The sequence below is a fragment of the Citrobacter telavivensis genome (assembly GCF_041807075.1).
Classification (GTDB): Bacteria; Pseudomonadota; Gammaproteobacteria; order Enterobacterales; family Enterobacteriaceae; genus Citrobacter_A; species Citrobacter_A telavivensis.
On the sequence record NZ_JBGUBF010000005.1, the window covers coordinates 42,179 to 68,806 of the forward strand.

The following is a 26,628-nucleotide window of genomic DNA, read 5'->3' on the forward strand; positions in this document are numbered from 1 at the left end:
CCATCGGGCGACGGTCTAACGCCTGTCTACCGATATCGCCCCCGGACCAGTCACGGCTAATAACAAAAACCCCCCGGCAATGCTGACATTCTTATAGAAATTAATCATATTCGGACCGACCGCATCACCGGTCATATTCCAGAAATGATGGCCGATTACTGCCGTACCCAGCGTATAAAAAACGAAGAGGATTGCCAGCGGGCGAGTAAAAAAGCCCAGTACAATCAGTATCGCTGCGGGAACCTCCATGACGACGGCAATAATGGCCGCCAGCATTGGCGCAGGCGTACCGAGAGAGGTCATGTACTGTACGGTGCCGTCGAAACCCGTCAGCTTAGGAAAGCCAAAAATAATAAACAGAACCGTCAGCGCAATGCGGGCAATCAGTAAAAACAGATGGCGTGATTCACCGAACTCAAAATAACGTAACGTGTTCATAGCAGGCTCATTGACATGAGTAACGTACTTTAAAATTAATACACAACGGCCCGCCTCGCCATTGGCTAAATGTCGTTTAGCTGCGACTCAACGTACAGATAGCCAATTCCCATCAACTGCTGGGCGCGAGTCAGCGTACCAAAGCCAATCTGTGTCGCTTTTGCTCGCGGGTTATCTCCGTGATCGAAAGGATTAAATCCCGTCTGTTGTCTTAGCGTGTTGAGCCAGGGTTCACCGAAGGCGCAACTGCGCCCGTACAACCAGATCTGATTAATATTCAGGATATTGAGAAAGTTATACAGGCTTAGACCAATCGCGCTGGCGGCATGCTCCACCCACGCCTGAATGCGCACATCACCCCTGCGCCAGGCATCGATTAGCATATCCGTGGTCAGCGTTTCCGGATCCCTTCCCGGCACCGGCTGCGCCTTCATCCAGACTCTGGCCTGCTTTTTCAATGCGCTCAGTGAGGCGACGGTTTCCAGACAGCCATAACGGCCACAGTCGCAGGCGATGCCGTCGGGGTTAACGATGGTATGACCAATCTGACCGCTGCCGTACAGACTGCCGCGATAAATCTGTTCGTTGATAACGAAAGAGGACCCAATACCGTAGTCGACGTTGATGACGCAGAAATCTTCATTGGCTGCCGGGTTTTGCCATTTTTCCGCTAGCGCCAACATCACACAGTCGTTGTCCAGACGGACCTGTATGCCGAGCCGCTCCTCCAGCAGATACTTTATTTCCACTGGCGTTTTCCACGGTGCCTGCGGCATGGTTTTCGACGCGCCGGTGATCGGATCCACCTGACCGTGGACGCCCAGCGCCAGGTTGATTGTGATGTCGGGATAGCGCTGACGCCAGCGCCGCCAGTGGCTGGCAATCGCCGCGAGCAGCGCTTCAGGCGTTGCGGCGTTGATCACCTCGTGCTGCCAGTCGCCAACCGCCATCAGTCGGGCATCGGCAAGTTGGCTGGTCAGGCTGGTGGGGGTGACGTTCATACACAGCGTCCACGCGCCCCGTTCCGGCAGATGAAAACTCCCGCTGCTGAGCCCGCGCTGGCTTAGCGTTTCCCGGGAGTGGTAAATCCGGCCTTCATCCAGCAACTCTTCAAGAATGTTACTCACCGCCGGAATCGACAGGCCGGTGAGCTGCGCCAGCTGCGATTTACTGAGCTGCTTTTCGCGCCACAAATGCGACAGAAAGATCTGTTTATTCGCCTGTCTGACCCGGGCGTTATTGAATCCCGAACGCTGCATACACTTAACTCCCTTAACTATATTGCGTGAGCATTGCGCATTTTACCGCCAGTTAACTGCCACACAATAGCCACAAGACGACATTTTACTTTTGTTTATTGAGTGGAGGCAGCATGTACGGTTCAGTTAAGGTCTGGCAGGAGACCCTCTCATTACCGACCTGGACGGTGGGTGAGGAAGACACCAATCCAATGTTCCTGGAAAAACGGGTTTATCAGGGTTCTTCAGGGGCGGTTTACCCTTATGGCGTGATCGACACCCTGACCGGCAAACGCGAGATGCGCGATTACCAGGCCGTGTGGATGGAAAACGATTTTATCCGCGTCATGCTGTTACCAGAACTGGGTGGGCGTATTCACCGCGCGTATGACAAAGTACAGCAGCGCGATTTTGTCTATTACAACGAGGTGGTGAAACCCGCGCTGGTTGGTCTGTTGGGGCCGTGGATCTCGGGTGGGATCGAATTTAACTGGCCGCAGCACCATCGTCCCACCACTTTTATGCCGGTGGATTTTACGCAGCGGGCAGGGGAGCACGGTGAGCAAACCGTCTGGATGGGCGAAGTGGAGCCGATGCGCGGCCTACAGGTGATGACCGGATTCACCCTCTACCCGGATCGCGCGCTGATAGAAATTACCGGTAAAGTCTTCAACGGCAACGCCACGCCGCGCCACTTTTTATGGTGGGCGAACCCGGCGGTGAAGGGCGGCGACGATCATCAAAGCGTGTTCCCACCTGATGTTACGGCGGTATTCGATCACGGCAAGCGCGATGTTTCCGCTTTTCCGATCGCCACGGGCACCTATTACAAAGTCGATTACTCGGCGGGGGTGGATATCTCCCGCTACAAGAATGTGCCGGTGCCGACTTCGTACATGGCGGAAAAATCGGACTACGACTTTGTCGGTGCCTGGCATCACGGCGAGCGCGGCGGACTGTTGCACGTTGCCGATCATCATATCTCGCCGGGAAAAAAACAGTGGAGCTGGGGCTACGGGGATTTCGGTGTCGCCTGGGATCGCAACCTGACCGATGAAAATGGTCCGTACATCGAATTAATGACCGGGGTGTTTACCGACAACCAGCCTGATTTCACCTGGCTTGCGCCTTACGAAGAGAAGGTGTTCGTTCAGAACTTCCTGCCGTATAGCGAATTAGGGACGGTGCAAAACGCCAGCACTGACCTGGCGCTGCGACTGGTGCGTGATGAAAACCATCTGTCCGTCGGCGTCTATGCCGTTGCGCCATTACATGACGTGCGGGTGACGCTCAGCGCAGACCGCGGGCCTTTCTTCGAAACCACGCTGACGCTGGCACCGGGGGAACACTGGCTGACGACGCTTGCCGATTCGGGCTATACGCGGATCGCCATGACGGTCACGCGTCACGACGGTCAGACGCTGCTGCGATACGAAGAGCATATTGCTGACGATCTGCCGCTACCTTCGGCGGCAACGGCCCCCGCACAACCGGAGGCGTTGTCTAACACGGATGAACTCTACTTTATCGGTCAGCATCTGGAGCAGTACAACCATGCCAGTCGTTACGCCGGGGATTACTATCGCCGGGCGTTAGCGATTGATCCGCTGGATTACCGCAACAACGTCGCATTGGGGACGCTGGCGCTGAACCAGGCTGACTGGACGCAGGCTGAACGCTGTGCGAGAGCAGCATTACAGCGAGCGCATCACCTGAACAAAAACCCGCGCGATGGCGAAGCCAGTATGTTGTTGGCCACTGCGCTGGAGCGCCAGGGCGATTGCGAACAGGCCTGGGAGCATTACTACAAGGCGAGCTGGAGTGGAAACTGTCGCGATGCGGCCTTCTGGGCTCTGGCGAGGATCGCGATGGCGCGCGGCGACCAGGCGGATGCATTGGAAAAAGTGACGCAGAGTCTGCGTTTTAACGGCAGCAACAACCTGGCGATGGGGCTGAAAGCGCTGGTGCTGGCAGCGTTGGGGCGCACATCAGAGGCGTTGAAGTACATCGAACAGCAGCTCCATGACTATCCGCTCAGCTATGCGTTGCACTATGCGCGCTGGGCAATACGCCGGGATGAACTGTCGAAAACGGCGCTTATCGCTATTACGGGTCGACGCGGTACCAACGCTTGTGAACTGGCGGGGTGGCTGCTCTCTTTCGGTCAGAAAGCCGCGGCTCGCGAACTGCTGGAGCTACTGGACAGCCAGGAAACGCTGCCGCTGCTGTGGCGGGCGTCGCTAAGCGACAATCCGCAGCCGTTCATCGACCAGGCGCGGGCCTGCCTGCACAACCGGGTGCGTTTCCCAAACACTCTTGACGAAGTGCAGATGCTGCAAACGCTGTCGCACAGCGCCTATGCCCGCTATCTGCTGGGCTGCTTCTGGTACAGCAAACGCCGCTACGAAGAGGCGCTTTCCTGCTGGCAATTCACCCTGCAACAAGAACCTGAATTTGCGCCAGTGCATCGTCTGCTGGGGATTTATGCGTGGAACAAACAGCAGGATGCCGTAAAAGCACACCAGTATTTGTCGCAGGCAGTGGCGCTGGAGCCCGACAACGCCCGCTTCCTGTTTGAACTGGATTATCTCAATAAGCTGTTGGCTACGCCTGTCGGGCAGCGTTTGCAACAGCTTGAATCACGCAAAACGGTGGTATTCCAGCGTGACGATCTGACGGTGGAGTTACTTAGTCTGTGGAACGGACTGGGCTACTACGATGAAGCGGCGAAGGTTCTTGGCGAGCGCGTGTTCCATCCCTGGGAAGGGGGCGAAGGGAAAGCGACCGGGCAGTACTTGCTGAACCAGGTTCATCGGGCGCTGGCGGCGATCGGCAGGGAGGAATTATCTGCCGCGGTCAGCCTGCTACAACAGGCGCTGAGCTATCCGCATAACCTGGGGGAAGGACGCCTGCCCGGACAAACCGATAACGATATCTGGTATCTGTTGGGCTATTGCGCCCAACGTCAGGGGCATCATGACGAGGCACAGCGTTACTTTGCGCGCGCCACCCGCGGTGGAAGTACGTTGGATGCTGGTCGTTACTACAACGATCAGCCCGTGGACTATCTCTTCTGGCAGGGCATGGCGCTGAAAAAACTGGGTAAGAGTGACGATGCTGAACAACTCTTCAAAAGCTTCCTGCAATGGGTAGCGTCACAGCGAGACCATGTGCCAGAGGTGGATTTCTTCGCCGTCTCATTACCGGATCTGGTGGTGCTCGATACCCCGGCGGAGGCAAAGCATCAGCAGCACTGCCTGTTTATCACCGCGTTGGGGCATCTGGGACTGGGGGATTTATCCGCCTGCCAGCAGGCGCTTGATGCTCTTCTGCAACAGAATCCGGCGCATGACAAAGCTCTGCTCCTGCGCCATGTCATCAGACTGGAGTTATTGCACTAAACCCTGAACCGGTGGTGGTGACGCCACCGGAAACCTACTGTTCCCTGCGTTTCCCTGAAAGAGGAATCATAATGAATAACGCGCAGACACATTTGAAAATCGGCTACGTCTGGACCATCTGTCTGGTCGCGGCCTGTGGTGGTTTGCTGTTTGGCTACGACTGGGTGGTGATTGGCGGGGCAAAACCCTTTTATGAAGCGTACTTCTCAATAACCGATCCGGCGCAGTCGGGCTGGGCGATGAGTTCAGCGCTGGTAGGCTGTATTTTTGGGGCGCTGATTTCCGGCTGGTGTGCGGATAAATTTGGCCGAAAAATGCCGCTGATCCTCTCGGCTATTCTGTTCAGCGCCTCCGCATGGGGAACCGCCGTTGCCAGTAACTTCGACATGTTCGTGATTTACCGCATCGTCGGCGGCGTCGGGATTGGCCTTGCCTCCGCGCTCAGTCCGCTGTACATCGCCGAAGTCAGTCCGGCGGAGAAACGCGGACGCTTTGTGGCGGTGAACCAGTTGACCATTGTGATTGGCGTGCTGGCGGCGCAACTGATCAACCTGATGATCGCCGAACCCGTTGCGACAGGAGCCACGCAGCAGGCGATCGTCGAGAGCTGGAACGGGCAGATGGGCTGGCGCTGGATGTTTGGCGCAGAGTTAGTCCCTGCACTGGTGTTTCTGGTGCTGATGTTTTTCGTTCCCGAATCCCCGCGCTGGCTGGTGAAGGCGGGTAAACCGGAACGCGCGCGCGCCATGCTGCAACGCATTGGTTCTACGGAATATGCCGGGCAGACGCTGAAGGAGATTGAGCACACGCTGCTCAAAGATAACCATAAGGTGGCATGGTCAACGCTGTTGCAACCACAGATCAAACCGATAGTTATTATCGGCATGGTGCTGGCGGTCTTCCAGCAGTGGTGTGGGATCAACGTGATCTTTAATTACGCGCAGGAGATTTTCGCCTCCGCCGGTTTCGACATCAACGGCACCCTGAAATCCATCGTCGCCACCGGCATTATCAATCTGGTCTTTACTATTGCCGCGCTGCCGCTGGTGGATAAACTCGGTCGCCGCAAACTGATGCTGTTTGGCGCATCCGGCCTGACCGTGATTTATGTGTTGATTGCTGGTGCATACGGGATGGGGATTATGGGCTGGCCGGTGCTGGTTCTGGTGCTGGCAGCCATTGCAATCTATGCCCTGACGCTGGCACCTGTCACCTGGGTGCTGCTGTCCGAAATTTTCCCTAACCGCGTGCGCGGGCTGGCGATGTCGTTGGGCACGCTGGCACTGTGGATTGCCTGCTTCCTGCTGACCTATACCTTCCCGCTGCTCAATGCCGGGCTGGGCGCAGCCGGGAGTTTCCTGCTCTACGGCGTGATTTGTGCGATGGGCTATGTGTACGTGCTGCGTAATGTACCTGAAACCAAAGGCGTCACCCTGGAAGCCCTTGAGGAACAACTGGCGGCGAGACACCTGAAGGCCAGCCCGTCGGCACAGCAGAGAAGTGCTCGCTGATGACGACGCCGCTGACGCTGAATAACGCGCATCTGCGGATGCGCGTGGACCCGCAGGGCGGTAGGCTGCTGGCGTTGTTTTCGTTACAACATCAACAGCCGGTTTTACGTGCAGGCGAGGGGAAATCCGTTGGTGAGGGTGGGCTGTTTCCGATGCTTCCGGTCGCCAATCGTGTGGCCGATAACCGCTTCAGCCAGCGCGGAACAGAGGTGCAGTTGCCGCTGCATAATGCGGATGAACGTTTCTTTCTGCACGGTGACGGCTGGCTTAAGCGCTGGGAGATAGCAGACGTAACCGACGACAGTTGTCGATTGCGTCTGCGCAGTCAACTGGCGTGCGGGTATGACTATCTGGCAGAACTCCAGTATGTGCTGGAGGCGTCGGTACTCAGAGCGTCGCTGACGATCGTTCATCTGGGCAAACGCCCGATGCTTTACGGCTGCGGTTTTCACCCGTTCTTTGTGTTTGATGCTCAAAGCACCGTGCAGTTCTCGGCAAGCGGTTACTGGCCAGAAGGCGAACATCATTTGCCACTGGCCTGGCAGAGCGAACTCCCGGCGGAAGTCGATTTCACCAGGGCGCAATATGGCGCGGATCGCTGGCTGAACGTGGGATATTCCGGATGGAGCGGACAGGCAGTCATCCGTAGAGGTGTGATGAATGTCACGATTTCTGCGCAAACTCCCTGGCTGATGCTCTTCAGAATGCCAGGTCAGTCATTCCTTTGTCTGGAACCGCAGACGCATCCGGTAAATGCCCACCACATGCCGGGGCAGCCGGGATTACGGATGTTAGGCTCCGGAGAACAGTGTTGTTTTACGATGGAGATTCGCGTTGATTAGCGACAAAACGTTGTTATGTCGCTGTTAATGTTCACTTGCGCCAGCCTGCGTTTATCGCCAGACTATCGCCTCCACACGGGAGGGGATCATGTCTTTGCACTCCACGCGCTGGCTGGCGCTCGGTTACTTCACCTACTTTTTTAGCTACGGGATTTTTCTTCCCTTCTGGAGCGTCTGGCTTAAAGGGCTTGGCCTCACGCCAGAAACGATCGGCCTGCTGCTAGGCGCTGGACTGGTGGCGCGTTTTCTCGGGAGTCTGATCATTGCCCCGCGGGTCAGCGACCCGTCGCGACTGATCCGTGCGTTACGCCTCCTGGCGCTGCTGACGCTGGTCTTTGCACTGGCCTTCTGGGCCGGAACCCATGTCGCGTGGCTGATGGTGGTGATGGTTGGCTTTAACCTCTTCTTCTCACCGCTGGTGCCGCTCACGGACGCGCTGGCGAATACCTGGCAAAAACAGATTACGATGGACTACGGTCGGGTACGACTGTGGGGATCGGTGGCGTTTGTTATCGGTTCGGCGTTGACCGGAAAACTGGTCAGCGTGTTTGATTATCGGGCGGTTCTGGCGCTGCTGACGCTGGGCGTCGCCTCAATGCTGCTGGGAATGCTGATTCGCCCCAGCGTGCTGCCACAGGGGGAAAACCGGCATCAGGAGAGCGCCGGTTGGCCCGCCTGGCGTGCGCTGGTCACGCAGAGCTGGCGCTTTCTGGCCTGCGTCTGTCTGTTGCAGGGGGCGCATGCCGCTTACTATGGCTTTAGCGCCATTTACTGGCAGGGAGCCGGCTATTCCGCTTCGGCGGTAGGCTATCTCTGGTCGCTCGGCGTGGTTGCGGAAGTGATTATCTTTGCTCTAAGCAACAAACTGTTCCGCCGCTTCAGCGCCCGCGATCTGTTACTGCTCTCCGCCGTCTGCGGGGTGATTCGCTGGGGACTGATGGGCTGGACGACGGCGCTGCCGTGGCTGATTGTCGTGCAGATCCTCCATTGCGGCACTTTTACCGTGTGCCACCTGGCGGCGATGCGCTATATCGCGGCGCGTCAGGGAAGCGAAGTGATCCGTCTGCAGGCGGTCTATTCTGCGGTGGCGATGGGCGGCAGTATTGCCATCATGACCGTGTTCGCCGGCTTCCTGTATCAGAACCTGGGCAACGGCGTCTTCTGGGTCATGGCGCTGGTGGCGCTGCCGGCCATGGTGCTGCGGCCAAAGGTGACCGCCTCAGCCTGATTCCAGCATCTTGCGGATCTGCTGTTGCTGATGTGGCGTCAGCGCTTGATCCGCGTGAATCAACGGTGGTGAAAAGAGCGGCAGCAGCGTGGCGTAAGGGGTGACAATCAGCGCCACGCCGCGCGGCGAGCCCTCCCGCTGGAAAGTCCGCATTGGCAACGGCTTGATGTTCAGCGGCAGCAGGGTCAGCTCACGCAGCTGTTGCTCTATCTGCTGCTCCAGTTGCGGATTATCCCCGGTCAGTAAGACGACCTGCTTCTCATGCAGATCATTATCCTGCATCAGCCATGCGCCAAAAATCACCGCCACCAGCCCCGTCTCTTCCTCGGAAAATTCAACGTCATACTCTTCTTCAAGCCCGCGTAACGCATCACGAGTGGTACGCATCAGACGCGGATAGAGGCGGGCGAATTCTTCCGGCAACGTGTTATCGATACCGATAGAAAACAGACTGCGGTTCAGCGCCTGAGCGAGGTGGATGTAGAGTTGGGCATTCAGTCCGTGCTCGTCATTGAAACGCACCGCGCCCATTTCGCGAAAGCGCAGGATCAGTCGGGCGATCGCCAGACGCAACCGCCGGTTCTGCTGATGGTTATCGCGAATCGGATCCGGGATGCGGATCATCGAAAACAGCAGCGCCATAAACAGTGATTCCGTGAGCGGCGCATTTTGCATGACGCGCCGCTGCCAGTGGCGACCGATCTCCTGCGCCAGCGGGTATTCGGCGCAGGATTGCGCCCAGCGCTGCTGGACAGGATTAAATTCCGGGGAGATCCCCGCGTGATGCTGCAACAGGCAATATTGCAGATAGAGGTGCAGGAACTGAATATCCCGGCACTCAAACGGTTTTTGCAGGCGACGCGCGCAGAGGTTAATCAGCGCATGCAGATTGGTGTCGTCATACAGCGTGCGCAGGATCCCCCGCTGTTTCAGTTCGGTTTTGAGGGCGGGAGCAAAGTGTTGGGCAATGAACGCCGGACACAAACGCAGGCCGCGTCTGAGCCAGTGTAAGAGGCAGAGGCGTTGGTTTAACGCGGTACCTTCGATCCGGTAGCACCCGTTCGGGCCAGTGCTAATGCTGAGTCGATGATAACGCTGGATCTCCCGTCCCGTTTCGACAATATCCTCACGGGCAACAGCATCATCGACACCATTTAGCGCACTGAACATTTCCGCGGTGGCACTTTGCCCCGGCTGGAAAAGCGTCAGCAAAACCTGGCAACGGCGCTGGGGAGCAGAAAGTACAGATGGCGGAGCAAGCGTTGGCATCATCTGTCGGATCTCCCGTAGGTATGTTAGATAAGAATAGCTAAAGTTTTTCCATAGCCATTACGAATGAAATGTTTTGCGTCAGGATTGCAGGGAGAGGTCACAGAATTTTTCACGCGTGCAGCCACATCAGAAAGTTTAACGCAGCGCTTTACCAGGATTTTTCGCGTTTTTTATCTTCAGATGGCGCAAAAAAAAGCCCCGCCGGAGAAGGCGAGGCTGAAAGGTTGCTAATGGATTAGCGCTCCTGTCGCAGGGTTAAACCGACATCCCCCCCCGGATGCACGGCCAGCAGCGTTTCTTTGGTGTAGCCGCTCTCGCTCATTAGACACGCGCAGGCGGCATCAAAGATCGCAATCACCAGCATGATGGAGGTGGTCGCCAGCATGTTCAGCGGATCCGCCTCGCGCTGGACGCCGGTAGAAATTACCAGTCGGGCGGCGCGGGCAATGGCGGAATCCGGGTTTTCCGTGACGCTGATAATCGGCACGTTGCGTGCGGCCAGCCCCGGCAACAGTCGCGTGAGCTCGTCAGAGTTACCGCCACGGGAAAGCAGAATGACCCGATCGTCCGCGCGTAAAAAACCGAGATCGCCGTGTGCGGCATCGGTGGCGTTGAGATAGATTGCCGGGCGCTCAACGCAGGCCAGCATGTGGGCGATTTTTCGCGCCGCAATGCCGGAGGTGCCGACGCCGGTGACCACAATTTTCCCACGGCATTCGCGCAGTTCCGTCATTAACGCGTTCCAGACCGGTTCGTTAAGATGCTGACCCAGACCGGCCAGCGCCTCGCTGTAGAGGCTCCAGGTGTCGCTGGCCTGCTGCCATGAACTACTCATGCGTCCCCCTGCATCAGTTGACGGTACTTCATATGATCCTGATACATCTCATGGAACACCTGATATTTGCGGTCGTAATACTGCTTAATGCGGTTGGTCTGTGGGGTGACCGTTTTACCAATCCGGCTCATCGCCGACATCGCTTCCGGGAAGGTCTCGAAAACGCCGGCGGCGATGGTGCCCATCATCGCGCCGCCCAGCAGCATCGCTTCGCTCTCTTCCGGCAGTAACATGGCGCAACCGGTGGCATTGGCATGTTCTTGCACAAAAATAGGGTTCTTGGTGCCGCCGCCGCTGGCCATGATGGTGTCAATGCTGTAACCGCTCTGGTTCATCGTCTCAATGATATGGCGCGTACCCAGCGCGATGGCCTGAATGGTCGCCAGATAGTGCAGCGCCATATCTTCCGGCGTGCGGGAAAGCTTCAGACCGCTGATCGCCCCGGTCAACGTTGGGTTGGCGCGCGGTGAACGGTTGCCGTGAAAGTAGGGCAGGATATGAATATCGCGGGTCAGGAAGGCGATATTTTCCGGCTCACCCGCCATTTTACGCAGCAGCGCGTTCAGCACTTCATAAATGGTGTGTCCCTGCGCTTTTGCCTGCGCCAGCAGCGTTTCGTAACAAGGATGCGACTGAATAATATGGTCGATCAGCGCGCCGGTAGCGGACTGTCCACCTTCATTGAGCCAGTATTCCGGCAGTACGGCGGAATAGTAGGGACCCCAGACGCCGCCGATAAAGCGCGGCTGTTTAGAGATGGCCATGTGACCGGTGGAGGTTCCGCCAATCAGCGCGACGCGGCGGTCAAAGTCAGCGACTTCGCCGGAGACGCCGCAGGCGCCGAGCGTGCCGAGCGTGCCGGCGTGGGCGTCGATGATCGACACGCTGACGGCAGTGCCCGGAATCAGCCCCATTTCACTGGCGGCGCGCTGGGTCAGCCCGTGGCCGAGCGGTTCGCCCATTGTTTTCACGTAGCGGCCAATTTTTTCCGCATCGTGTTCCAGCAGATCTTCCAGGCCGATTTCGCGGAAGTAGCTGGCATCCCACTTGTCTTCATGGCCCATGTAGGTCCATTTGCACACCGTGGAGCAGAGGGAACGCGTGTCGTCGCCAGTGGCGCGCCAGGTCAGGAAGTCAGGTAAATCAAAATAGTAGCCCGCGTTCGCCCAGGTGTTAGGCATATGCTGCTTCAGCCACAGTAACTTCGGCGTCTGCATTTCCGGGGAGATAATCCCGCCCACGTAGTCCAGAACCCGGTGGTGCATCGCGTTGATGCGCTCGGCCTGGGTGATGGCGCGGTGATCCATCCACACGATAATGTTCTGTTCGCTGCGCCCGGAAGGGCTGATGGTCAGCGGTTTGCCCTCTTTATCCAGCACCACCAGCGAACAGGTGGCGTCAAACCCCAGCCCTTTCACCTGGATTGGGTTGATATCGGACTGATTAATGGCATCTCGAACCGCGTTGCAGACGGCCTGCCAGATGTTATCGGACGACTGCTCGACGAAATCGGCCTGCGGGCGGTAAATCTCAATCGCGCGAGTGGCCTGACCGACCATTCTGCCGTTAAGATCAAATACGCCTGCGCGAGCGCTGCCGGTTCCTACATCCACACCAATAAAGTAACTCGCCATAATTTTTCTCCTGAAATCAGGCTCTACGATTCTGTAATGCGATAAAGAGGATGAGGACCGCGCCCCAAAGCGCCATCGTCAGATAGCTACTGATCCCCAGCAAGTTAAAGCCGCTTTCCAGCATTTGCAGCACAATCAGCGCCAGCACCAGGCCGATGATACGGCCAAATCCGCCGTCCGGATTAATGCCGCCCAGCACCGACGCGAGAATAGTGACCAGCAGATAAGACTCTCCGTATCCGGCCTTCGCCGAGTTGAATTTCGCCATCATTAAGATTGCGGCCACCCAGCCGAGCAGGGCGGAAATGACGTAGACGGAAATCTGCACCCGAACGGTGTTCACGCCGCTGTAGCGGGTCGCCTGTTCGTTGGAACCCATCAGATAGAGACTGCGCCCAAGCGTGGTGTGTTCCAGTAGAACCCACAGCAGCACGGCGACCAGCAAGAAGAGCAGCAGGGCGACGGGAATACCCGCAAGGGTGGCGTTGCCGAGATACTGAATTGCCGCCGGGAAGCCGGAAATCACCGTGCCGTTGGAGAGCAAGATGTTCAGCCCGGAGATAAGCGTCATGGTGCCGAGCGTGGCAAGGATCGGCGACACGCCAACCCAGGCGATCAGCGCACCGTTCAGCGTACCTATCGCGACGGCGACCGCGGCACCGGCCAGCAGCGCCAGCGCGAGGAACAGCGGATTGTCCGGATGGCTGACGATGACGGCGGCCATGACCAGCGAGCAGGCGTTGGCACCGGCGATAATTGACAGGTTAATGCCGCCCGTCAGCATGGTCATGCCCATTCCCAGCGCCAGCATGCCGAGGATCGGCAACTGCGAACCGATGGACTGGAAGTTTGCGACGCTGAAAAAGCGGGTGCCCAACAGCGCCGAGAAGACGACGGCGACGACGATAATAATCACGCACTGCAGGCGGATGATGGCATCACCGGGTAATACTTTTGCGAACGCTTTCATCTCAAAGCTCCCTTGCCAGTTTGCGTTTTTCATTCCACGCCGTGGCGCTGATGCTGACCAGGATAATGACGCCGCTGAAAACGGTGTGCCAGTACGAGGAGACGCTGAGCAGCGTCAGACCGTTTTGCAAAAAGGCCAGCAGAATCACCCCCAACAGCGTACCGGTCAATGTACCGCGCCCGCCGCTCATGCTGGTGCCGCCCAGTACGACCGCCGCCAGTACCGTCAGCTCAAAACCGAGCAGCGAGTTTGGCGCCACGGACTGTGTGATCTGCGCCTGCACGACAGCGGCTACACCTGCGAGAACGCCCATAAAACCATAGACATAGAAATGCAGCTTCAACAGGTTCAGCCCGAGGCGGGATGCGGCGTCGCGGTTGCCGCCCATCGCGTAAATCTGACGCCCGAGACGGGTGTAATTCATCAGGATGGCGGTGAAAACGATCGCGGCTGCCAGGCACAGTAGCGGGAGCGTGAGGCCATAGTCATAGCCATCTGCCGCCGTGAAGGAAAACCAGTTGATGCCGTTCATAAACCAGTCCGGGAAGCCGTACAGCCAGGTGCCTTTAGTGGCGTACACCAGCAGACCGTAATAGACGTTCAGCGTCGCGATGGTGATGATGATCGCAGGCACGCGCAGCCAGTAGACCAGAAAGCCGTTAATCAGCCCGAGCAGGAGTCCGACGACGACCGCGATGGCCAGCGCCAGCAGAAAGTTACCGCCATGCGCGATCACCCAGCTTGCCATCGCGTATTGCGCTATCGCCGTCATCGCCGGGAACGAAATATCGATCCCCCCGGAGATCAGCACGACGAACAGCCCGCAGGCGAGAATACCGAGAATGGCATAGCTGGTGGCGACGTCTGTCAGGTTGCCGAGTGACAGAAACTCGTCGGTGCTGACGCTCAGTCCAACGGCAAGCGCAATCACCAGCAGCCCCAGCCAGAATTCATGGTGCCCGACTAAACGGGAGAGACGAAAGTTATTCATGGATGACCTCGACCACCTCTGCAATGTCCTCTTCACGACAACGATGCGGATTAAACTCGGCGACCAACTTCCCGCGCCGCATAACCAACACGCGATGGCTGTTGTAATAGGCTTCCGGGATTTCATCGCAAATCATCAGCACTGCCATTCCTTGCTCCGCCAGGTTGCGGGCAATCTGATAAATCCCTTCTTTGTTGGCGATATCGACGCCCACCGTCGGGGAGTCCAGGATCAGGATACGCGGCTGGGTCGCCACCCATTTGGCGATGGCAATGCGCTGGGCGTTGCCGCCGGAGAGCGTTTTGACTGGCAACTGCGGATCGGCCACCTTGATATTCAGTTCACGGATCAGATCGGCGACCAGCGTTTTTGCTTTACCGTGATCGAGCAGGCCGCTGCGGGTATGTAGTTTGTCGAAGACCGTGACAATGGTGTTGTCGTAGATCGACTGTTCCATGATGAGCCCCTGGGTCAGGCGATCTTCCGAGACATAGCCGATCCCATGTTTGATGGCGTCATGGTTGTTACGAAGCTGAACCGGTTTGCCGTTAATGCGGATTTCCCCGCTTTCCGGGTGCGTCATACCAAACAGGCTCAGGCAAAGCTCTGTGCGGCCCGCGCCGAGCAGACCGACGATCGACACGATCTCACCGCTGCGCAGTGACAGGTTGATGTCCTGATATTTTCCTTTGCGGCTCAGGTTGCGCAGTTCCAGCATCGGCTCCTGCTCAACCGGTGGTTTTTCCGGCAGCGGACTGTAGTGGAAGCGTTGACCGGTCATCAGGAATGCCAGCTCATGGCTGTCGAGTTCGCTGGCGGGATACGTCCCCACCAGTTTACCGTCGCGCATGACGCTGATGCGGTCCGCCACTTCCATCACCTCATCAAGACGGTGGCTGACGAATACCACGCAAATGCCGTCGGCTTTCAGTTCGTTGACCACGCGCAGCAGGCCGTTGACCTCCTGGCGCGTCAGGGACGCGGTGGGTTCGTCCATGATGACCAGGCGCGCGTCGGCAGCAATGGCGCGGCAAATCGCCACCAACTGGCGATCGGCAATGGAGAGTTTTTCCACTTTTTTATCGGGATCGATGCTGACGCCAATTCGCTTCATCGTCGCCAGCGCCTGTTGCTTCATCGAACCGCGTCGGACCCAGATATCACCGCCGGGCAGATAGCGGTTGACGGTAATATTCTCTGCCACGCTGAAGTTCGGGAAGAGGGATAAATCCTGGTAGATAACCTGGATGCCGTAATGCGAAGAGAGCTGTGGCGACAGATGGTGGAACAGTTTGCCGTCCAGCAGGATCTGCGCCCCTTTTTCCGGCTGGTAGACTCCGGAGATCACTTTAATAATGGTGCTTTTGCCGCAACCGTTCTGCCCTGCCAGACAGTGAACTTCGCCTTTTTTCAGCGTCAGATTCACATTATCCAGCGCCAGCACGCCCGGGAATTGCTTGCTGATATTCTCAAGAGTGATAAATGCGGTGGTGTCTGTCATGGACAATACCCCTGCGAGCGCCCTGACGGGCGCAGAGTGTTAAGCCTGTTGGTAGCGCCGACCAGACGGTCGGCGTTGGGTTTCCCTGGTGGTGGCTGGAGCCTTAGAAACCGAGTGACTGTGCGTTGTCTTTGGTGACTTCGAGGATCTTGTTAAAGCGGATCACTTTCTTCTCCATGTCGACATCGGCTTTCCCTAATCCATCAATGGTCAGATCTGGCGTCACTTCTTTGCCTTGCAGCAACTGATCTGCCACGGTCACCAGCGCGTAGCCGGCATCTTTCGGATCCCACAACATCGCTTTTTTGATGTCGCCACGCATCAGATAAGGCGCAGCCTGTGCGGGCATGGCAATCCCCACCACGGCAATTTTATCTTTCGCGCGTTTTTTCTGTACTGCCTGACCCGCACCAATCGGACCCAGCGAACCGAAGCCAATGATGCCCTTCATCTGCGGATAGGTTTTCATCAGATCCAGCGTGGTGGAGTAGGATTTGTCGATGCTCTCGGCCACCGGTAGACGGGTGGTCACTTCAAACATCTCCGGGTATTTCTCTTTCTGGTACTTGATGGCGTAATCGGCCCAGGCGTTGTGTAACGGCACGGTCAGCGAGCCGACGTAAATCGCATAGCCACCTTTGCCGCCCATATCCTTCGCCAGCTCGTCGACGTTGGCCTGCGCGTACTTCTCGCTGTCGATCGTTTCGATATCCCACTGGCCGATTTGTTGATCCGGTGACTCATGGGTCAGAACGACAATGCCCTTATCGCGCGCTTTTTTCAGCACGGGCTCAAGCACCTTGGCGTCATTAGGTACCACAATGATCGCGTTAACGTTCTTGGCAATGAGATCTTCAATGACCTTCACCTGCTGAGCCGGATCCGGCGTGGAAGGGCCGGTCTGATAAGCATTCACATCCAGTTTTTTCGCTGCTTCATTCACGCCGGTTTCCATGCGGTTGAACCACGGAATGCCGGTGACTTTAGCAACCACAGCGATTTCGTATTTTTCTGCCGCAAAGGACGGGCCGGACAACATGCATGCAGAAACCAGGGTTGCACTGAGTAATGCGAGTTTGAATTTCATAGTTGTACCTTTTGTAGGGACCGGGGCATGTCACGAACAGGAGGTTATCAACGAAGGGAAGAGGTAATGAATCTCAAGTTTATAAAATGTGATAAATGCCCATTATTGTTAATTTATAGATATTATTTGGTTAAATGTTAGTTAATTTTAATGGTTTTTGTGCAGTGAGGGTTAATTGTTATGTTAAAAAATGTCGTAATTTGATTATTTTATTTTACAGTTTGTTATCAATTCAGGCGTGGCGCACAGAAAATCACCGGAATGGGAACGTTGTACTTAACGACAAAATATCAAATCTGAGAACTGAATCGAGCCCATAAATCCGCGCTCAACATTCATCATTTCAATGTTATCCTCACGGGCAATCCTGTCACGGCGATCGTGACTCTCGTGGCCATCCTGTTTTTATGGGGAGTCAAAGTCATTCATGATACGCGGCGTTTTGTTGGTGTTACTCGCTTTTTTGACGTTTACGGTGAGCGCACATCCTCACAGTTTTATCCGTCTGAAAACGGAAGTGGTTAGCGATAACGGGTCTATTGTGGCGCTAAAAATGCGCTGGACGATGGATGAGCTGACCTCTGCCGACCTGCTCTATGATGCGGGCGATGCAAAACCGGGTTCCGACATCTGGAAAAAACTGGCGGCGGAAGTGATGGCGAATGTCCTGGGACAGCACTATTTCACCGAAATGTGGCACAACGGACAGCGCGTCAAATTTAAAAACCGCCCCGCGGAATACGGTATGGCGCGCGATGAGCATCAGGCGGTGCTCACCTTCGTGCTGCCGCTTGCCGAACCGCAGCCGTTGAGCGGGCAACGTTATACCTTCTCGACCTTTGATCCCTCTTATTATGTCGATATGAGCTACGAAGAAGACCGCGATGCGGCGCTATCGCCGACGATGCGTGAGCGCTGCAACATCGCGCTACATACCCCCGAGCCGAACGAGGCGTCGCTCAGTTTTGCCCAGTCTCTGGATAAGGACGATGCGCCGCCCGAGGATATGGAACTGGGTAAACAATTCGCACAGACGGTGATAGTCACATGCCAGTAATGTCGCTAAACCGCATTCGCGCACAACGCTGGATATCGCTGTGGCCGCTGGCGCTTTTTTTGCTGATGGCGGCGATCGGTGGCGTCTGGCTGTGGCAAACCTGGCCGCAGGTGATGGTCAACAGTATCGTCTGGCAGCGGGAGGTGAATCAGCAGATGAGTGTGCTGCTGAAGGCCGTTGCCGCCAGCCCAGCCCAGGCGGGCGGTTCGTTGCTGCTGTTTAGCTTTTTATATGGCGTACTGCACGCGCTGGGGCCGGGGCACGGAAAGGTCGTGATTACCACCTGGCTGGCGACCCATCCTTCAAAACTGAAGTCGAGCATTAGCCTGACGCTGGCCTCCTCGTTATTGCAGGGGCTGGTGGCGATCGGGCTGGTTGTGGTGGTGCTCAGCATCCTGCAACTGCCGGCGAGACAGCTCCATCTGAGCGGTTTCTGGCTGGAGAAGGGGAGCTACGCGCTGGTGGGGATTCTGGGCCTGTTGCTCTGCTGGCGGGCGCTGAAGAAACTACATGCGCTGCTGCGCAAACCCAGATTTACCGCCTTTACGCCACACCATGTGCACCATGAAAACTGTGGGTGCGGGCATCAGCACTTGCCGCATCCGGAACAACTGCACCATGGCGATGACTGGCGCGCACGGCTGATGATTATCCTGTCGATGGGGATGCGTCCCTGTTCCGGGGCTATCATGGTGCTGCTGTTTAGCAAAGTCATCGGCGTATTTTACTGGGGAATAGCGTCGGCGCTGGCGATGGCGGCGGGCACGTCGTTGACCATTACCTCTCTGGCGCTGCTGGTGCACAGTTTTCGCACGCTGGCGGTCAGGCTGAGCGGTAACCGCGCGACGGTATTGTGGCGACAGGTTGGCTGGTCGACGCTGGCGTTAGCCGGTGGCGTGATACTGCTGGTGGCTGCGGGAATAATGTGGGTGAGTGCGGTGCCCGTGGGAAGGGGATTACGACCGTTTTAAACGTGCCCTGAGGGAGAATGCCTGATGGCGCTTCGCTTATCCGGCCTACAGATCATTTTACTCTGTAGGCCGGATAAGGCGTTAGCCGCCATCCGGCAGCAAACGATTAACGCTTCAGTGCGTCGCTCAGTTCATCACGCATGCTCGCCAGCATTGCTTTTACCACGCGCGGGTTACCCGCCACGATGTTGCCGGTCATCATGTAGTTATGACCGCCGGTAAAGTCGCAAACCAGTGCGCCTGCTTCGCGGGCGATCAGTTCACCTGCGGCGAAATCCCACGGCTTGAGGCCGATTTCGAAATAACCGTCAACGCGCGCGGCGGCAACATACGCCAGATCCAGTGCGGCAGAACCAGTGCGGCGGAAGTCAGCGCACTCGGTAAACATTTTGCCGAGGATATTCATGTAAGAGGTGGCGTGCTGTTTGGCTTTGAACGGGAAGCCGGTAGCGATAATGGTGCCGTCCAGATCGCGCGCATTGCTGCCGCGCAGACGATAGCCATTCAGCTGAGCGCCCTGGCCGCGAGTGGCGGTGAACAGTTCATTACGCATGGGATCGTAAACCACAGCGACTTCAGTACGGCCTTTAATGCGTACTGCAATAGAAACGGCGAAGTGTGGCAGACGTTTTATGAAGTTGGTGGTGCCATCCAGTGGATCGATAACCCATTGAACATCCTGATCGGTACCTTCATGTTCACCGCTTTCTTCGGTGATGATGGTGTGCTGTGGGTAAGATTTGCGGATCGTTTCGATAATAATCGCTTCGGCGGCTTTATCGACGTTGGTCACAAAATCATTGCTGCCTTTCTGGCTGGTTTCTACTGAGTCAGGCGTTTCGTAGTGTTTGGCAATTACATTACCCGCCTTGCGCGCTGCGCGCACGGCGATGGTCAGCATCGGATGCATCGGTCTCTCTCACTGGATGTTAAAGAACGGGAAAACGGCGCAGAGTATAGCAGCGAGATCGGAATATGTCTTCGATTTATGATAATATGGGCGAATAATCTTTAGCTGAAGAAAGACAATGCTGCAAAATATTCGAATCGTGCTGGTGGAAACGTCACACACCGGCAACATGGGCTCTGTTGCCCGCGCAATGAAAACAATGGGGTTAACCAATCTGTGGCTGGTTAACCCGCTCGTAAAACCTGACTCCCAGGCTATCGCCCTGGCGGCAGGGGCCAGTGATGTGATCGGCAACGCGCAGATCGTCGACACCCTCGATGAAGCGCTGGCCGGATGCAGCCTGGTCGTCGGAACCAGCGCGCGTTCGCGTACGCTGCCGTGGCCGATGCTCGATCCGCGCGAATGCGGTTTAAAAAGCGTCGCGGAAGCGGCAAATACCCCCGTAGCGCTGGTGTTTGGTCGTGAACGCGTTGGACTGACCAACGACGAACTGCAAAAATGCCATTACCACGTCGCGATTGCGGCAAACCCGGAGTACAGTTCGCTGAACCTGGCGATGGCGGTACAGGTCATCGCCTATGAAGTGCGCATGGCCTGGCTGGCAACACAGGAAAACCCTGACGCGGTGGTGCATGAAGAAGCACCGTACCCGCTGGTGGACGATCTGGAGCGTTTTTACGGTCACCTTGAGCAGACGTTACTGTCGACGGGGTTTATCCGTGAGAACCACCCCGGGCAGGTGATGAACAAACTGCGTCGTCTGTTTACGCGCGCGCGTCCGGAGAGCCAGGAGTTGAATATTCTGCGTGGAATGCTTGCCTCTATTGAGCAGCAGAATAAAAGCAAGTAACGGTGCTAATGCCGGATGGCGCTTCGCTTATCCGGCCTACGAATCGTGCGGTCTGTATGCCGGATAAGCGAAGCGTCATCCGGTAACGCAAAATGGCACTGAAGGTTAAATACCTGACTAAAACAGTCAAGTAAATAGTTGACTGATTTAGTCGGGAATGTCAGACTTGACCCTGCTATGCAATACCCCCATTTTACAATAAAAAACCCCGGGCAGGGGCGAGTTTGAGGCTAAGTAAGACATGAGACTGACATCTAAAGGGCGTTATGCCGTGACCGCAATGTTGGACGTTGCGCTCAACTCCGAAGCGGGCCCGGTACCGTTGGCTGATATTTCTGAACGTCAGGGAATTTCCCTTTCTTATCTGGAACAGCTGTTCTCCCGTTTGCGTAAAAATGGTCTGGTTTCCAGCGTACGTGGACCAGGCGGCGGTTATCTGCTGGGCAAAGATGCCGGCAGTATTGCAGTTGGTGAAGTGATTAGCGCTGTTGACGAGTCGGTTGATGCGACCCGTTGTCAGGGCAAAGGCGGTTGTCAGGGCGGCGATAAATGCCTGACCCACGCGCTGTGGCGTGACTTGAGCGACCGTCTGACCGGTTTCCTCAACAACATCACGTTAGGCGAACTGGTGAATAATCAGGAAGTCCTGGATGTGTCTGGTCGCCAGCACAGCCACGACGCTCCACGCACAAATCGTGCACAAGACGCAATTGACGTTAAGTTACGCGCTTAATTAGAAAAGTACGCAATATCTTCAGGCTGCCAACGCAGAGGCAGTCTGAAGGATGAAGCGTAAAAGTATTTCAGAGTCAGGCCGGGGCGCTTGCGCTCCGTTAACACGGTCGTACATCCAGCCGGTTGCCTGACTCCTTGCATTGAAGCGATGTACGGAGTTTATAGAGCAATGAAATTACCGATTTATCTCGATTACTCCGCAACCACGCCGGTGGACCCGCGTGTTGCCGAGAAAATGATGCAGTTCCTGACGCTGGACGGAACCTTTGGTAACCCGGCCTCCCGTTCACACCGTTTCGGCTGGCAGGCTGAAGAGGCGGTGGATATCGCCCGTAATCAGATTGCCGATCTGGTGGGTGCCGATCCGCGTGAAATCGTTTTTACCTCCGGTGCGACTGAATCCGACAACCTGGCGATCAAAGGTGCAGCCAACTTTTATCAGAAAAAAGGCAAGCACATCATCACCAGCAAAACCGAACACAAAGCCGTGCTGGATACCTGCCGTCAGCTGGAGCGCGAAGGGTTTGAAGTAACCTACCTGGCGCCGCAGAGCAACGGGATTATCGATCTCAACGCGCTGGAAGCGGCGATGCGTGACGACACCATTCTGGTTTCCATCATGCACGTGAATAACGAAATCGGCGTGGTGCAGGATATCGCGACTATCGGCGAAATGTGCCGTGCGCGCGGCATCATCTATCACGTTGACGCCACCCAGAGCGTGGGCAAACTGCCTATCGATCTGAGCCAACTGAAAGTTGACCTGATGTCTTTCTCTGGTCACAAAATTTATGGCCCGAAAGGGATCGGCGCGCTGTACGTTCGCCGTAAGCCGCGTATTCGCATCGAAGCGCAGATGCACGGTGGCGGCCACGAGCGCGGTATGCGTTCCGGTACGCTGCCCGTCCACCAGATCGTCGGCATGGGCGAAGCCTATCGCATCGCGAAAGAAGAGATGGAAACCGAGATGGCGCGTCTGCGCGGTCTGCGTAACCGTCTGTGGAACGGCGTGAAAGATATGGAAGAAGTCTACCTGAACGGTGACCTCGAACAGGGCGCGCCAAACATCCTCAACGTGAGCTTTAACTATGTTGAAGGCGAGTCGCTGATCATGGCGCTGAAAGACCTTGCGGTCTCTTCAGGTTCCGCCTGTACCTCTGCGAGCCTCGAGCCTTCCTATGTGCTGCGCGCGCTGGGAATGACCGACGAGCTGGCGCATAGCTCTATTCGTTTCTCTTTAGGTCGTTTTACTACCGAAGAAGAGATTGATTACACCATCGAACTGGTTCGTAAATCTATCGGCCGTCTGCGTGACCTTTCTCCACTGTGGGAAATGCACAAGCAGGGCGTGGATCTGAACAGCATCGAATGGTCACATCATTAATCGGTACCGATAAGGGGAATTCATCATGGCTTACAGCGAAAAAGTAATCGATCATTACGAGAATCCACGTAACGTGGGCTCTTTTGACAACAGCGACGAGAACGTGGGCAGCGGCATGGTGGGTGCACCAGCCTGTGGCGACGTGATGAAGTTGCAGATCAAAGTCAACAATGAAGGTATCATTGAAGACGCGCGTTTCAAGACTTACGGCTGCGGTTCCGCTATCGCGTCCAGCTCCCTGGTCACCGAATGGGTGAAAGGGAAATCGCTGGACGAAGCACAGGCGATCAAAAACACCGATATCGCCGATGAGCTTGAGCTGCCGCCCGTGAAAATTCACTGTTCTATTCTGGCAGAAGACGCGATCAAAGCCGCTATTGCGGACTACAAAAGCAAACGTGAAGCAAAATAAGAAGAGTTGAGGTTTTATTATGTCGATTACACTTAGCGACAGTGCAGCAGCGCGAGTAAATACCTTCCTGGCGAACCGCGGTAAAGGGTTTGGCCTGCGTCTGGGCGTGAGAACCTCCGGCTGCTCAGGTATGGCGTATGTACTGGAATTTGTTGATGAACCGGCGGCAGAAGACACCGTGTTTGAAGACAAAGGCGTTAAGGTCGTGGTTGACGGAAAAAGCCTGCAATTTCTGGACGGAACGCAGTTAGACTTCGTAAAAGAAGGTCTGAACGAAGGGTTTAAATTCACTAACCCGAATGTGAAAGACGAGTGTGGTTGCGGCGAAAGCTTCCACGTGTAACGCGCGTCATCCGAAAACCCCGCCGTGGCCAAGCTATGTGTGGGGTTTGTTCTAACAGGCTACCCCTGAGAATGTTATGGACTACTTCACCCTCTTTGGCTTACCGGCCCGTTATCCGCTCGATATTCAGGCGCTGAGCCTTCGTTTTCAGGATCTGCAACGTCAGTATCACCCTGATAAATTTGCCAGCGGTACCCAGGCGGAACAGCTTGCTGCCGTTTCGCAATCCGCCACCATCAACCAGGCCTGGCAAACGCTGCGCCATCCTCTGATGCGCGCAGAATATCTGCTTTCGTTACACGGTTTTGATCTCAGCAACGAGCAGCACACGGTGCGCGATACCGCATTCCTGATGGAACAACTGGAATTGCGTGAAGAACTCGATGAGATCGAACAGGCGAAAGACGAGGCGCGGCTGGAACGTTTTATTCAGCGCGTGAAAAAGATGTTTGATAGCCGCCATCAGCTAATGGTGGAACAACTGGATAGCGAGACGTGGGACGTTGCGGCCGATACCGTGCGTAAACTGCGTTTTCTCGATAAACTGCGAAGCAGTGCAGAACAACTCGAAGAAAAACTGCTCGATTTTTAATATTCGGAAGCAATTATGGCCTTATTACAAATTAGTGAGCCTGGTCTGAGCGCAGCGCCACACCAGCGTCGTCTGGCTGTGGGTATCGATCTCGGGACCACCAACTCTCTGGTCGCAACCGTACGTAGCGGGCAGGCGGAAACGCTGGCCGATCACGACGGTCGTCATCTGCTGCCGTCCGTCGTTCACTATCAGCAGCAGGGCCACACGGTCGGCTATGATGCGCGCGCCAATGCCGCGCTGGATACCGCCAATACCATCAGCTCGGTAAAACGCATGATGGGGCGTTCGCTGGCAGATATTCAGACTCGTTACCCCCATCTGCCGTACCGTTTTCAGGAAAGCGTTAATGGTCTGCCGATGATTGAAACGGCGGCGGGTTTGCTGAATCCGATTCGTGTTTCTGCTGATATTCTGAAAGCGCTGGCGGCGCGTGCCACTGAGTCGCTTTCCGGCGATCTGGATGGCGTGGTCATTACCGTACCGGCGTACTTTGACGATGCACAGCGTCAGGGGACCAAAGATGCCGCGCGTCTGGCGGGTCTGCATGTCCTGCGCCTGCTCAATGAACCGACCGCTGCGGCGATTGCCTACGGCCTGGATTCCGGCAAAGAGGGCGTCATTGCGGTGTATGACCTCGGCGGCGGAACGTTTGATATTTCTATTCTGCGCCTGAGCCGCGGCGTGTTCGAAGTGCTGGCGACCGGCGGGGATTCTGCGCTTGGCGGCGATGACTTCGATCACCTGCTGGCGGATTACATCCGCGAACAGGCGGGGATTGCCGATCGCAGTGATAACCGTGTTCAGCGCGAATTGCTGGATGCCGCCATCGCGGCGAAAATTGCGCTCAGCGATGCCGAATCCGTAACGGTCAACGTGGCGGGCTGGCAGGGTGAGATTACCCGCGAACAGTTTAATGAACTCATTTCCGCGCTGGTTAAGCGCACGCTACTGGCCTGTCGTCGTGCACTGAAAGATGCCGGCGTTGAGGCGCAGGAAGTCCTGGAAGTGGTGATGGTGGGCGGTTCCACGCGCGTACCGCTGGTGCGCGAACGTGTGGGCGAATTTTTTGGTCGTCCGCCGCTGACGTCCATCGACCCGGATAAAGTGGTGGCGATTGGCGCGGCTATCCAGGCCGATATCCTGGTCGGCAACAAGCCGGACAGTGAAATGCTGCTGCTCGACGTGATCCCGCTGTCGCTGGGACTGGAAACGATGGGCGGTCTGGTGGAGAAAGTGATCCCACGTAACACCACCATTCCGGTGGCCCGCGCGCAGGACTTTACTACCTTCAAAGACGGTCAGACCGCGATGTCTATCCACGTGATGCAGGGCGAACGTGAACTGGTGCAGGACTGCCGTTCGTTGGCGCGCTTTGCACTGCGCGGTATTCCGGCGCTGCCGGCTGGCGGCGCGCACATTCGCGTCACCTTCCAGGTGGACGCTGACGGTCTGCTGAGCGTCACCGCGATGGAAAAATCCACCGGCGTTGAGGCCTCTATCCAGGTGAAACCGTCCTACGGTTTGACCGACAGCGAAATTGCCTCGATGATTCAGGATTCGATGAGCTTTGCTGAACAGGACGTAAAAGCCCGTATGTTGGCAGAGCAGAAAGTCGAAGCGGCGCGCGTGCTGGAGAGTTTAACCGGCGCGCTGACCGCTGATGCCGCGCTGTTAAGCGCCGCAGAACGTCAACAGATCGACGATGCCGCCGCGCACCTGAGCGAGGTGGCGCTGGGCGATGATGTTGACGCTATCGAACAAGCCATTAAAAACGTAGACAAACAAACCCAGGAATTCGCCGCCCGGCGCATGGACCAGTCGGTCCGTCGCGCGCTGAAAGGCCATTCCGTGGACGAGGTTTAATATGCCAAAGATTGTTATTCTGCCTCATCAGGATCTATGTCCGGATGGCGCAGTTCTGGAAGCGGAGACCGGTGAAACCATTCTTGACGTTGCGCTGCGCAACGGTATCGAGATTGAACACGCCTGCGAAAAATCCTGCGCTTGTACGACCTGCCACTGCATCGTGCGTGAAGGTTTTGATTCCCTGCCGGAAAGCACGGAAGAAGAAGACGACATGCTGGATAAAGCCTGGGGACTGGAGCCGGAAAGCCGTTTAAGCTGCCAGGCTCGCGTGACCGGGGATGATTTAGTGGTCGAAATCCCACGTTACACAATCAATCATGCTCGTGAGCATTAACAGAGGGTAGTATGGGACTGAAGTGGACCGATAGCCGCGAAATCGGCGAAGCGCTGTACGACGCCTTCCCCGATCTCGATCCCAAGACCGTTCGTTTCACCGATCTCCATCAGTGGATCTGCGATCTTGAGGAATTTGATGACGACCCTGACGCATCCAGTGAAAAAATTCTGGAGGCGATTCTGTTAGTCTGGTTAGATGAAGCAGAGTAATTTCCCCGTCA

At 56.3% G+C, this 26,628-nt stretch carries 25 protein-coding genes; 15 read left to right on the forward strand and 10 right to left on the reverse strand.

The window, feature by feature from the left end; genetic code table 11:
• Positions 1 to 15: 15 nt before the first annotated feature.
• Complete coding sequence (locus tag ACERJC_RS18890) at positions 16 to 438, reverse strand: DoxX family protein (RefSeq protein ID WP_373672250.1); 423 nt, start codon at positions 436 to 438, stop codon at positions 16 to 18.
• 65 nt (positions 439 to 503) lie between these two features.
• On the reverse strand, positions 504 to 1,697 hold the full coding sequence (locus tag ACERJC_RS18895; protein WP_371894485.1) for an ROK family transcriptional regulator: 1,194 nt from the start codon (positions 1,695 to 1,697) through the stop codon (positions 504 to 506).
• Positions 1,698 to 1,810: 113 nt separating this feature from the next.
• On the opposite strand from ACERJC_RS18895, the gene ACERJC_RS18900 reads away from it, so the two are divergent.
• From ACERJC_RS18900 to ACERJC_RS18915, 4 genes are all read left to right on the forward strand, one after another.
• A complete protein-coding gene (locus ACERJC_RS18900) occupies positions 1,811 to 5,077 on the forward strand; it encodes a DUF5107 domain-containing protein (protein ID WP_373672251.1) in 3,267 nt (1,088 codons plus the stop codon).
• A 71-nt stretch (positions 5,078 to 5,148) separates the two neighbouring features.
• A complete protein-coding gene (locus tag ACERJC_RS18905; RefSeq protein ID WP_286632742.1) occupies positions 5,149 to 6,588 on the forward strand; it encodes a sugar porter family MFS transporter in 1,440 nt (479 codons plus the stop codon).
• A complete protein-coding gene (locus tag ACERJC_RS18910) occupies positions 6,588 to 7,430 on the forward strand; it encodes an aldose 1-epimerase (RefSeq protein ID WP_373672252.1) in 843 nt (280 codons plus the stop codon). The genes ACERJC_RS18905 and ACERJC_RS18910 overlap by 1 nt, the downstream gene beginning before the upstream one ends.
• Positions 7,431 to 7,518: 88 nt before the next feature.
• Positions 7,519 to 8,658 carry a 3-phenylpropionate MFS transporter gene (locus ACERJC_RS18915; protein WP_152402907.1) on the forward strand — a complete coding sequence of 380 codons (1,140 nt, stop codon included), beginning with the start codon at positions 7,519 to 7,521 and terminating at the stop codon, positions 8,656 to 8,658.
• Here ACERJC_RS18915 and csiE read toward each other — a convergent pair.
• From csiE to ACERJC_RS18950, 7 genes are all read right to left on the reverse strand, one after another.
• Complete coding sequence (gene csiE / locus ACERJC_RS18920; RefSeq protein ID WP_373672253.1) at positions 8,650 to 9,930, reverse strand: stationary phase inducible protein CsiE; 1,281 nt, start codon at positions 9,928 to 9,930, stop codon at positions 8,650 to 8,652. The two genes, ACERJC_RS18915 and csiE, sit on opposite strands and share 9 nt — an antisense overlap.
• Positions 9,931 to 10,165: 235 nt before the next feature.
• The gene (locus ACERJC_RS18925; RefSeq protein WP_152402913.1) at positions 10,166 to 10,765 is read right to left on the reverse strand and encodes a KpsF/GutQ family sugar-phosphate isomerase; all 600 of its coding nucleotides are present in this window, start codon (positions 10,763 to 10,765) and stop codon (positions 10,166 to 10,168) included.
• Complete coding sequence (locus ACERJC_RS18930) at positions 10,762 to 12,399, reverse strand: FGGY-family carbohydrate kinase (RefSeq protein ID WP_152402915.1); 1,638 nt, start codon at positions 12,397 to 12,399, stop codon at positions 10,762 to 10,764. The genes ACERJC_RS18925 and ACERJC_RS18930 overlap by 4 nt, the downstream gene beginning before the upstream one ends.
• Positions 12,400 to 12,415: 16 nt before the next feature.
• Entirely contained in the window at positions 12,416 to 13,369 is a 954-nt protein-coding gene (locus tag ACERJC_RS18935; protein ID WP_046485096.1) for an ABC transporter permease, read from the reverse strand.
• A gap of 1 nt (position 13,370) precedes the next feature.
• Positions 13,371 to 14,360, reverse strand: coding sequence for an ABC transporter permease (locus tag ACERJC_RS18940; RefSeq protein ID WP_152402917.1), 990 nt, complete (start codon positions 14,358 to 14,360; stop codon positions 13,371 to 13,373).
• Positions 14,353 to 15,861, reverse strand: a complete 1,509-nt coding sequence (locus tag ACERJC_RS18945; RefSeq protein WP_373672254.1) for a sugar ABC transporter ATP-binding protein — start codon at positions 15,859 to 15,861, stop codon at positions 14,353 to 14,355. Before ACERJC_RS18945 ends, ACERJC_RS18940 begins: the two co-directional genes overlap by 8 nt.
• 103 nt (positions 15,862 to 15,964) lie before the next feature.
• Positions 15,965 to 16,948: an autoinducer 2 ABC transporter substrate-binding protein gene (locus ACERJC_RS18950; protein WP_178826434.1), complete on the reverse strand. Its 984-nt coding sequence runs from the start codon at positions 16,946 to 16,948 to the stop codon at positions 15,965 to 15,967.
• Positions 16,949 to 17,375: 427 nt separating this feature from the next.
• Between ACERJC_RS18950 and ACERJC_RS18955 the strand changes: the two genes are divergently transcribed.
• Together ACERJC_RS18955 and ACERJC_RS18960 are read left to right on the forward strand one after the other, a co-directional pair.
• A complete protein-coding gene (locus ACERJC_RS18955) occupies positions 17,376 to 18,005 on the forward strand; it encodes a DUF1007 family protein (protein ID WP_373672255.1) in 630 nt (209 codons plus the stop codon).
• Positions 17,996 to 18,976, forward strand: coding sequence for a nickel/cobalt transporter (locus ACERJC_RS18960; protein ID WP_373672256.1), 981 nt, complete (start codon positions 17,996 to 17,998; stop codon positions 18,974 to 18,976). Before ACERJC_RS18955 ends, ACERJC_RS18960 begins: the two co-directional genes overlap by 10 nt.
• A 106-nt stretch (positions 18,977 to 19,082) precedes the next feature.
• On the opposite strand, the gene suhB is transcribed toward ACERJC_RS18960, so the two are convergent.
• Positions 19,083 to 19,886: an inositol-1-monophosphatase gene (suhB, locus tag ACERJC_RS18965; RefSeq protein WP_152402932.1), complete on the reverse strand. Its 804-nt coding sequence runs from the start codon at positions 19,884 to 19,886 to the stop codon at positions 19,083 to 19,085.
• A 118-nt stretch (positions 19,887 to 20,004) separates the two neighbouring features.
• On the opposite strand from suhB, the gene trmJ reads away from it, so the two are divergent.
• The 9 genes from trmJ to iscX all read left to right on the forward strand — a co-directional run bounded on the left by trmJ (position 20,005) and on the right by iscX (position 26,617).
• Positions 20,005 to 20,736 (forward strand): tRNA (cytosine(32)/uridine(32)-2'-O)-methyltransferase TrmJ, encoded by a 732-nt coding sequence (trmJ, locus tag ACERJC_RS18970; RefSeq protein WP_152402934.1) that lies wholly within the window; start codon positions 20,005 to 20,007, stop codon positions 20,734 to 20,736.
• A 241-nt stretch (positions 20,737 to 20,977) separates the two neighbouring features.
• Positions 20,978 to 21,469 carry a Fe-S cluster assembly transcriptional regulator IscR gene (iscR, locus tag ACERJC_RS18975; protein ID WP_042317591.1) on the forward strand — a complete coding sequence of 164 codons (492 nt, stop codon included), beginning with the start codon at positions 20,978 to 20,980 and terminating at the stop codon, positions 21,467 to 21,469.
• A 171-nt stretch (positions 21,470 to 21,640) separates the two neighbouring features.
• Positions 21,641 to 22,855 carry a cysteine desulfurase gene (gene iscS, locus ACERJC_RS18980; RefSeq protein ID WP_152402936.1) on the forward strand — a complete coding sequence of 405 codons (1,215 nt, stop codon included), beginning with the start codon at positions 21,641 to 21,643 and terminating at the stop codon, positions 22,853 to 22,855.
• 25 nt (positions 22,856 to 22,880) lie between these two features.
• Positions 22,881 to 23,267 carry a Fe-S cluster assembly scaffold IscU gene (iscU, locus tag ACERJC_RS18985; RefSeq protein WP_002913991.1) on the forward strand — a complete coding sequence of 129 codons (387 nt, stop codon included), beginning with the start codon at positions 22,881 to 22,883 and terminating at the stop codon, positions 23,265 to 23,267.
• A gap of 19 nt (positions 23,268 to 23,286) precedes the next feature.
• Positions 23,287 to 23,610: an iron-sulfur cluster assembly protein IscA gene (gene iscA, locus ACERJC_RS18990; protein WP_003037681.1), complete on the forward strand. Its 324-nt coding sequence runs from the start codon at positions 23,287 to 23,289 to the stop codon at positions 23,608 to 23,610.
• Positions 23,611 to 23,686: 76 nt separating this feature from the next.
• On the forward strand, positions 23,687 to 24,202 hold the full coding sequence (hscB, locus tag ACERJC_RS18995; RefSeq protein WP_042317593.1) for a co-chaperone HscB: 516 nt from the start codon (positions 23,687 to 23,689) through the stop codon (positions 24,200 to 24,202).
• A 15-nt stretch (positions 24,203 to 24,217) separates the two neighbouring features.
• Entirely contained in the window at positions 24,218 to 26,068 is a 1,851-nt protein-coding gene (hscA, locus tag ACERJC_RS19000; RefSeq protein ID WP_286632751.1) for a Fe-S protein assembly chaperone HscA, read from the forward strand.
• 1 nt (position 26,069) lies between these two features.
• A complete protein-coding gene (gene fdx / locus ACERJC_RS19005; protein WP_042317595.1) occupies positions 26,070 to 26,405 on the forward strand; it encodes an ISC system 2Fe-2S type ferredoxin in 336 nt (111 codons plus the stop codon).
• Positions 26,406 to 26,416: 11 nt separating this feature from the next.
• Complete coding sequence (gene iscX, locus ACERJC_RS19010; RefSeq protein ID WP_152402939.1) at positions 26,417 to 26,617, forward strand: Fe-S cluster assembly protein IscX; 201 nt, start codon at positions 26,417 to 26,419, stop codon at positions 26,615 to 26,617.
• Positions 26,618 to 26,628: the final 11 nt, after the last annotated feature.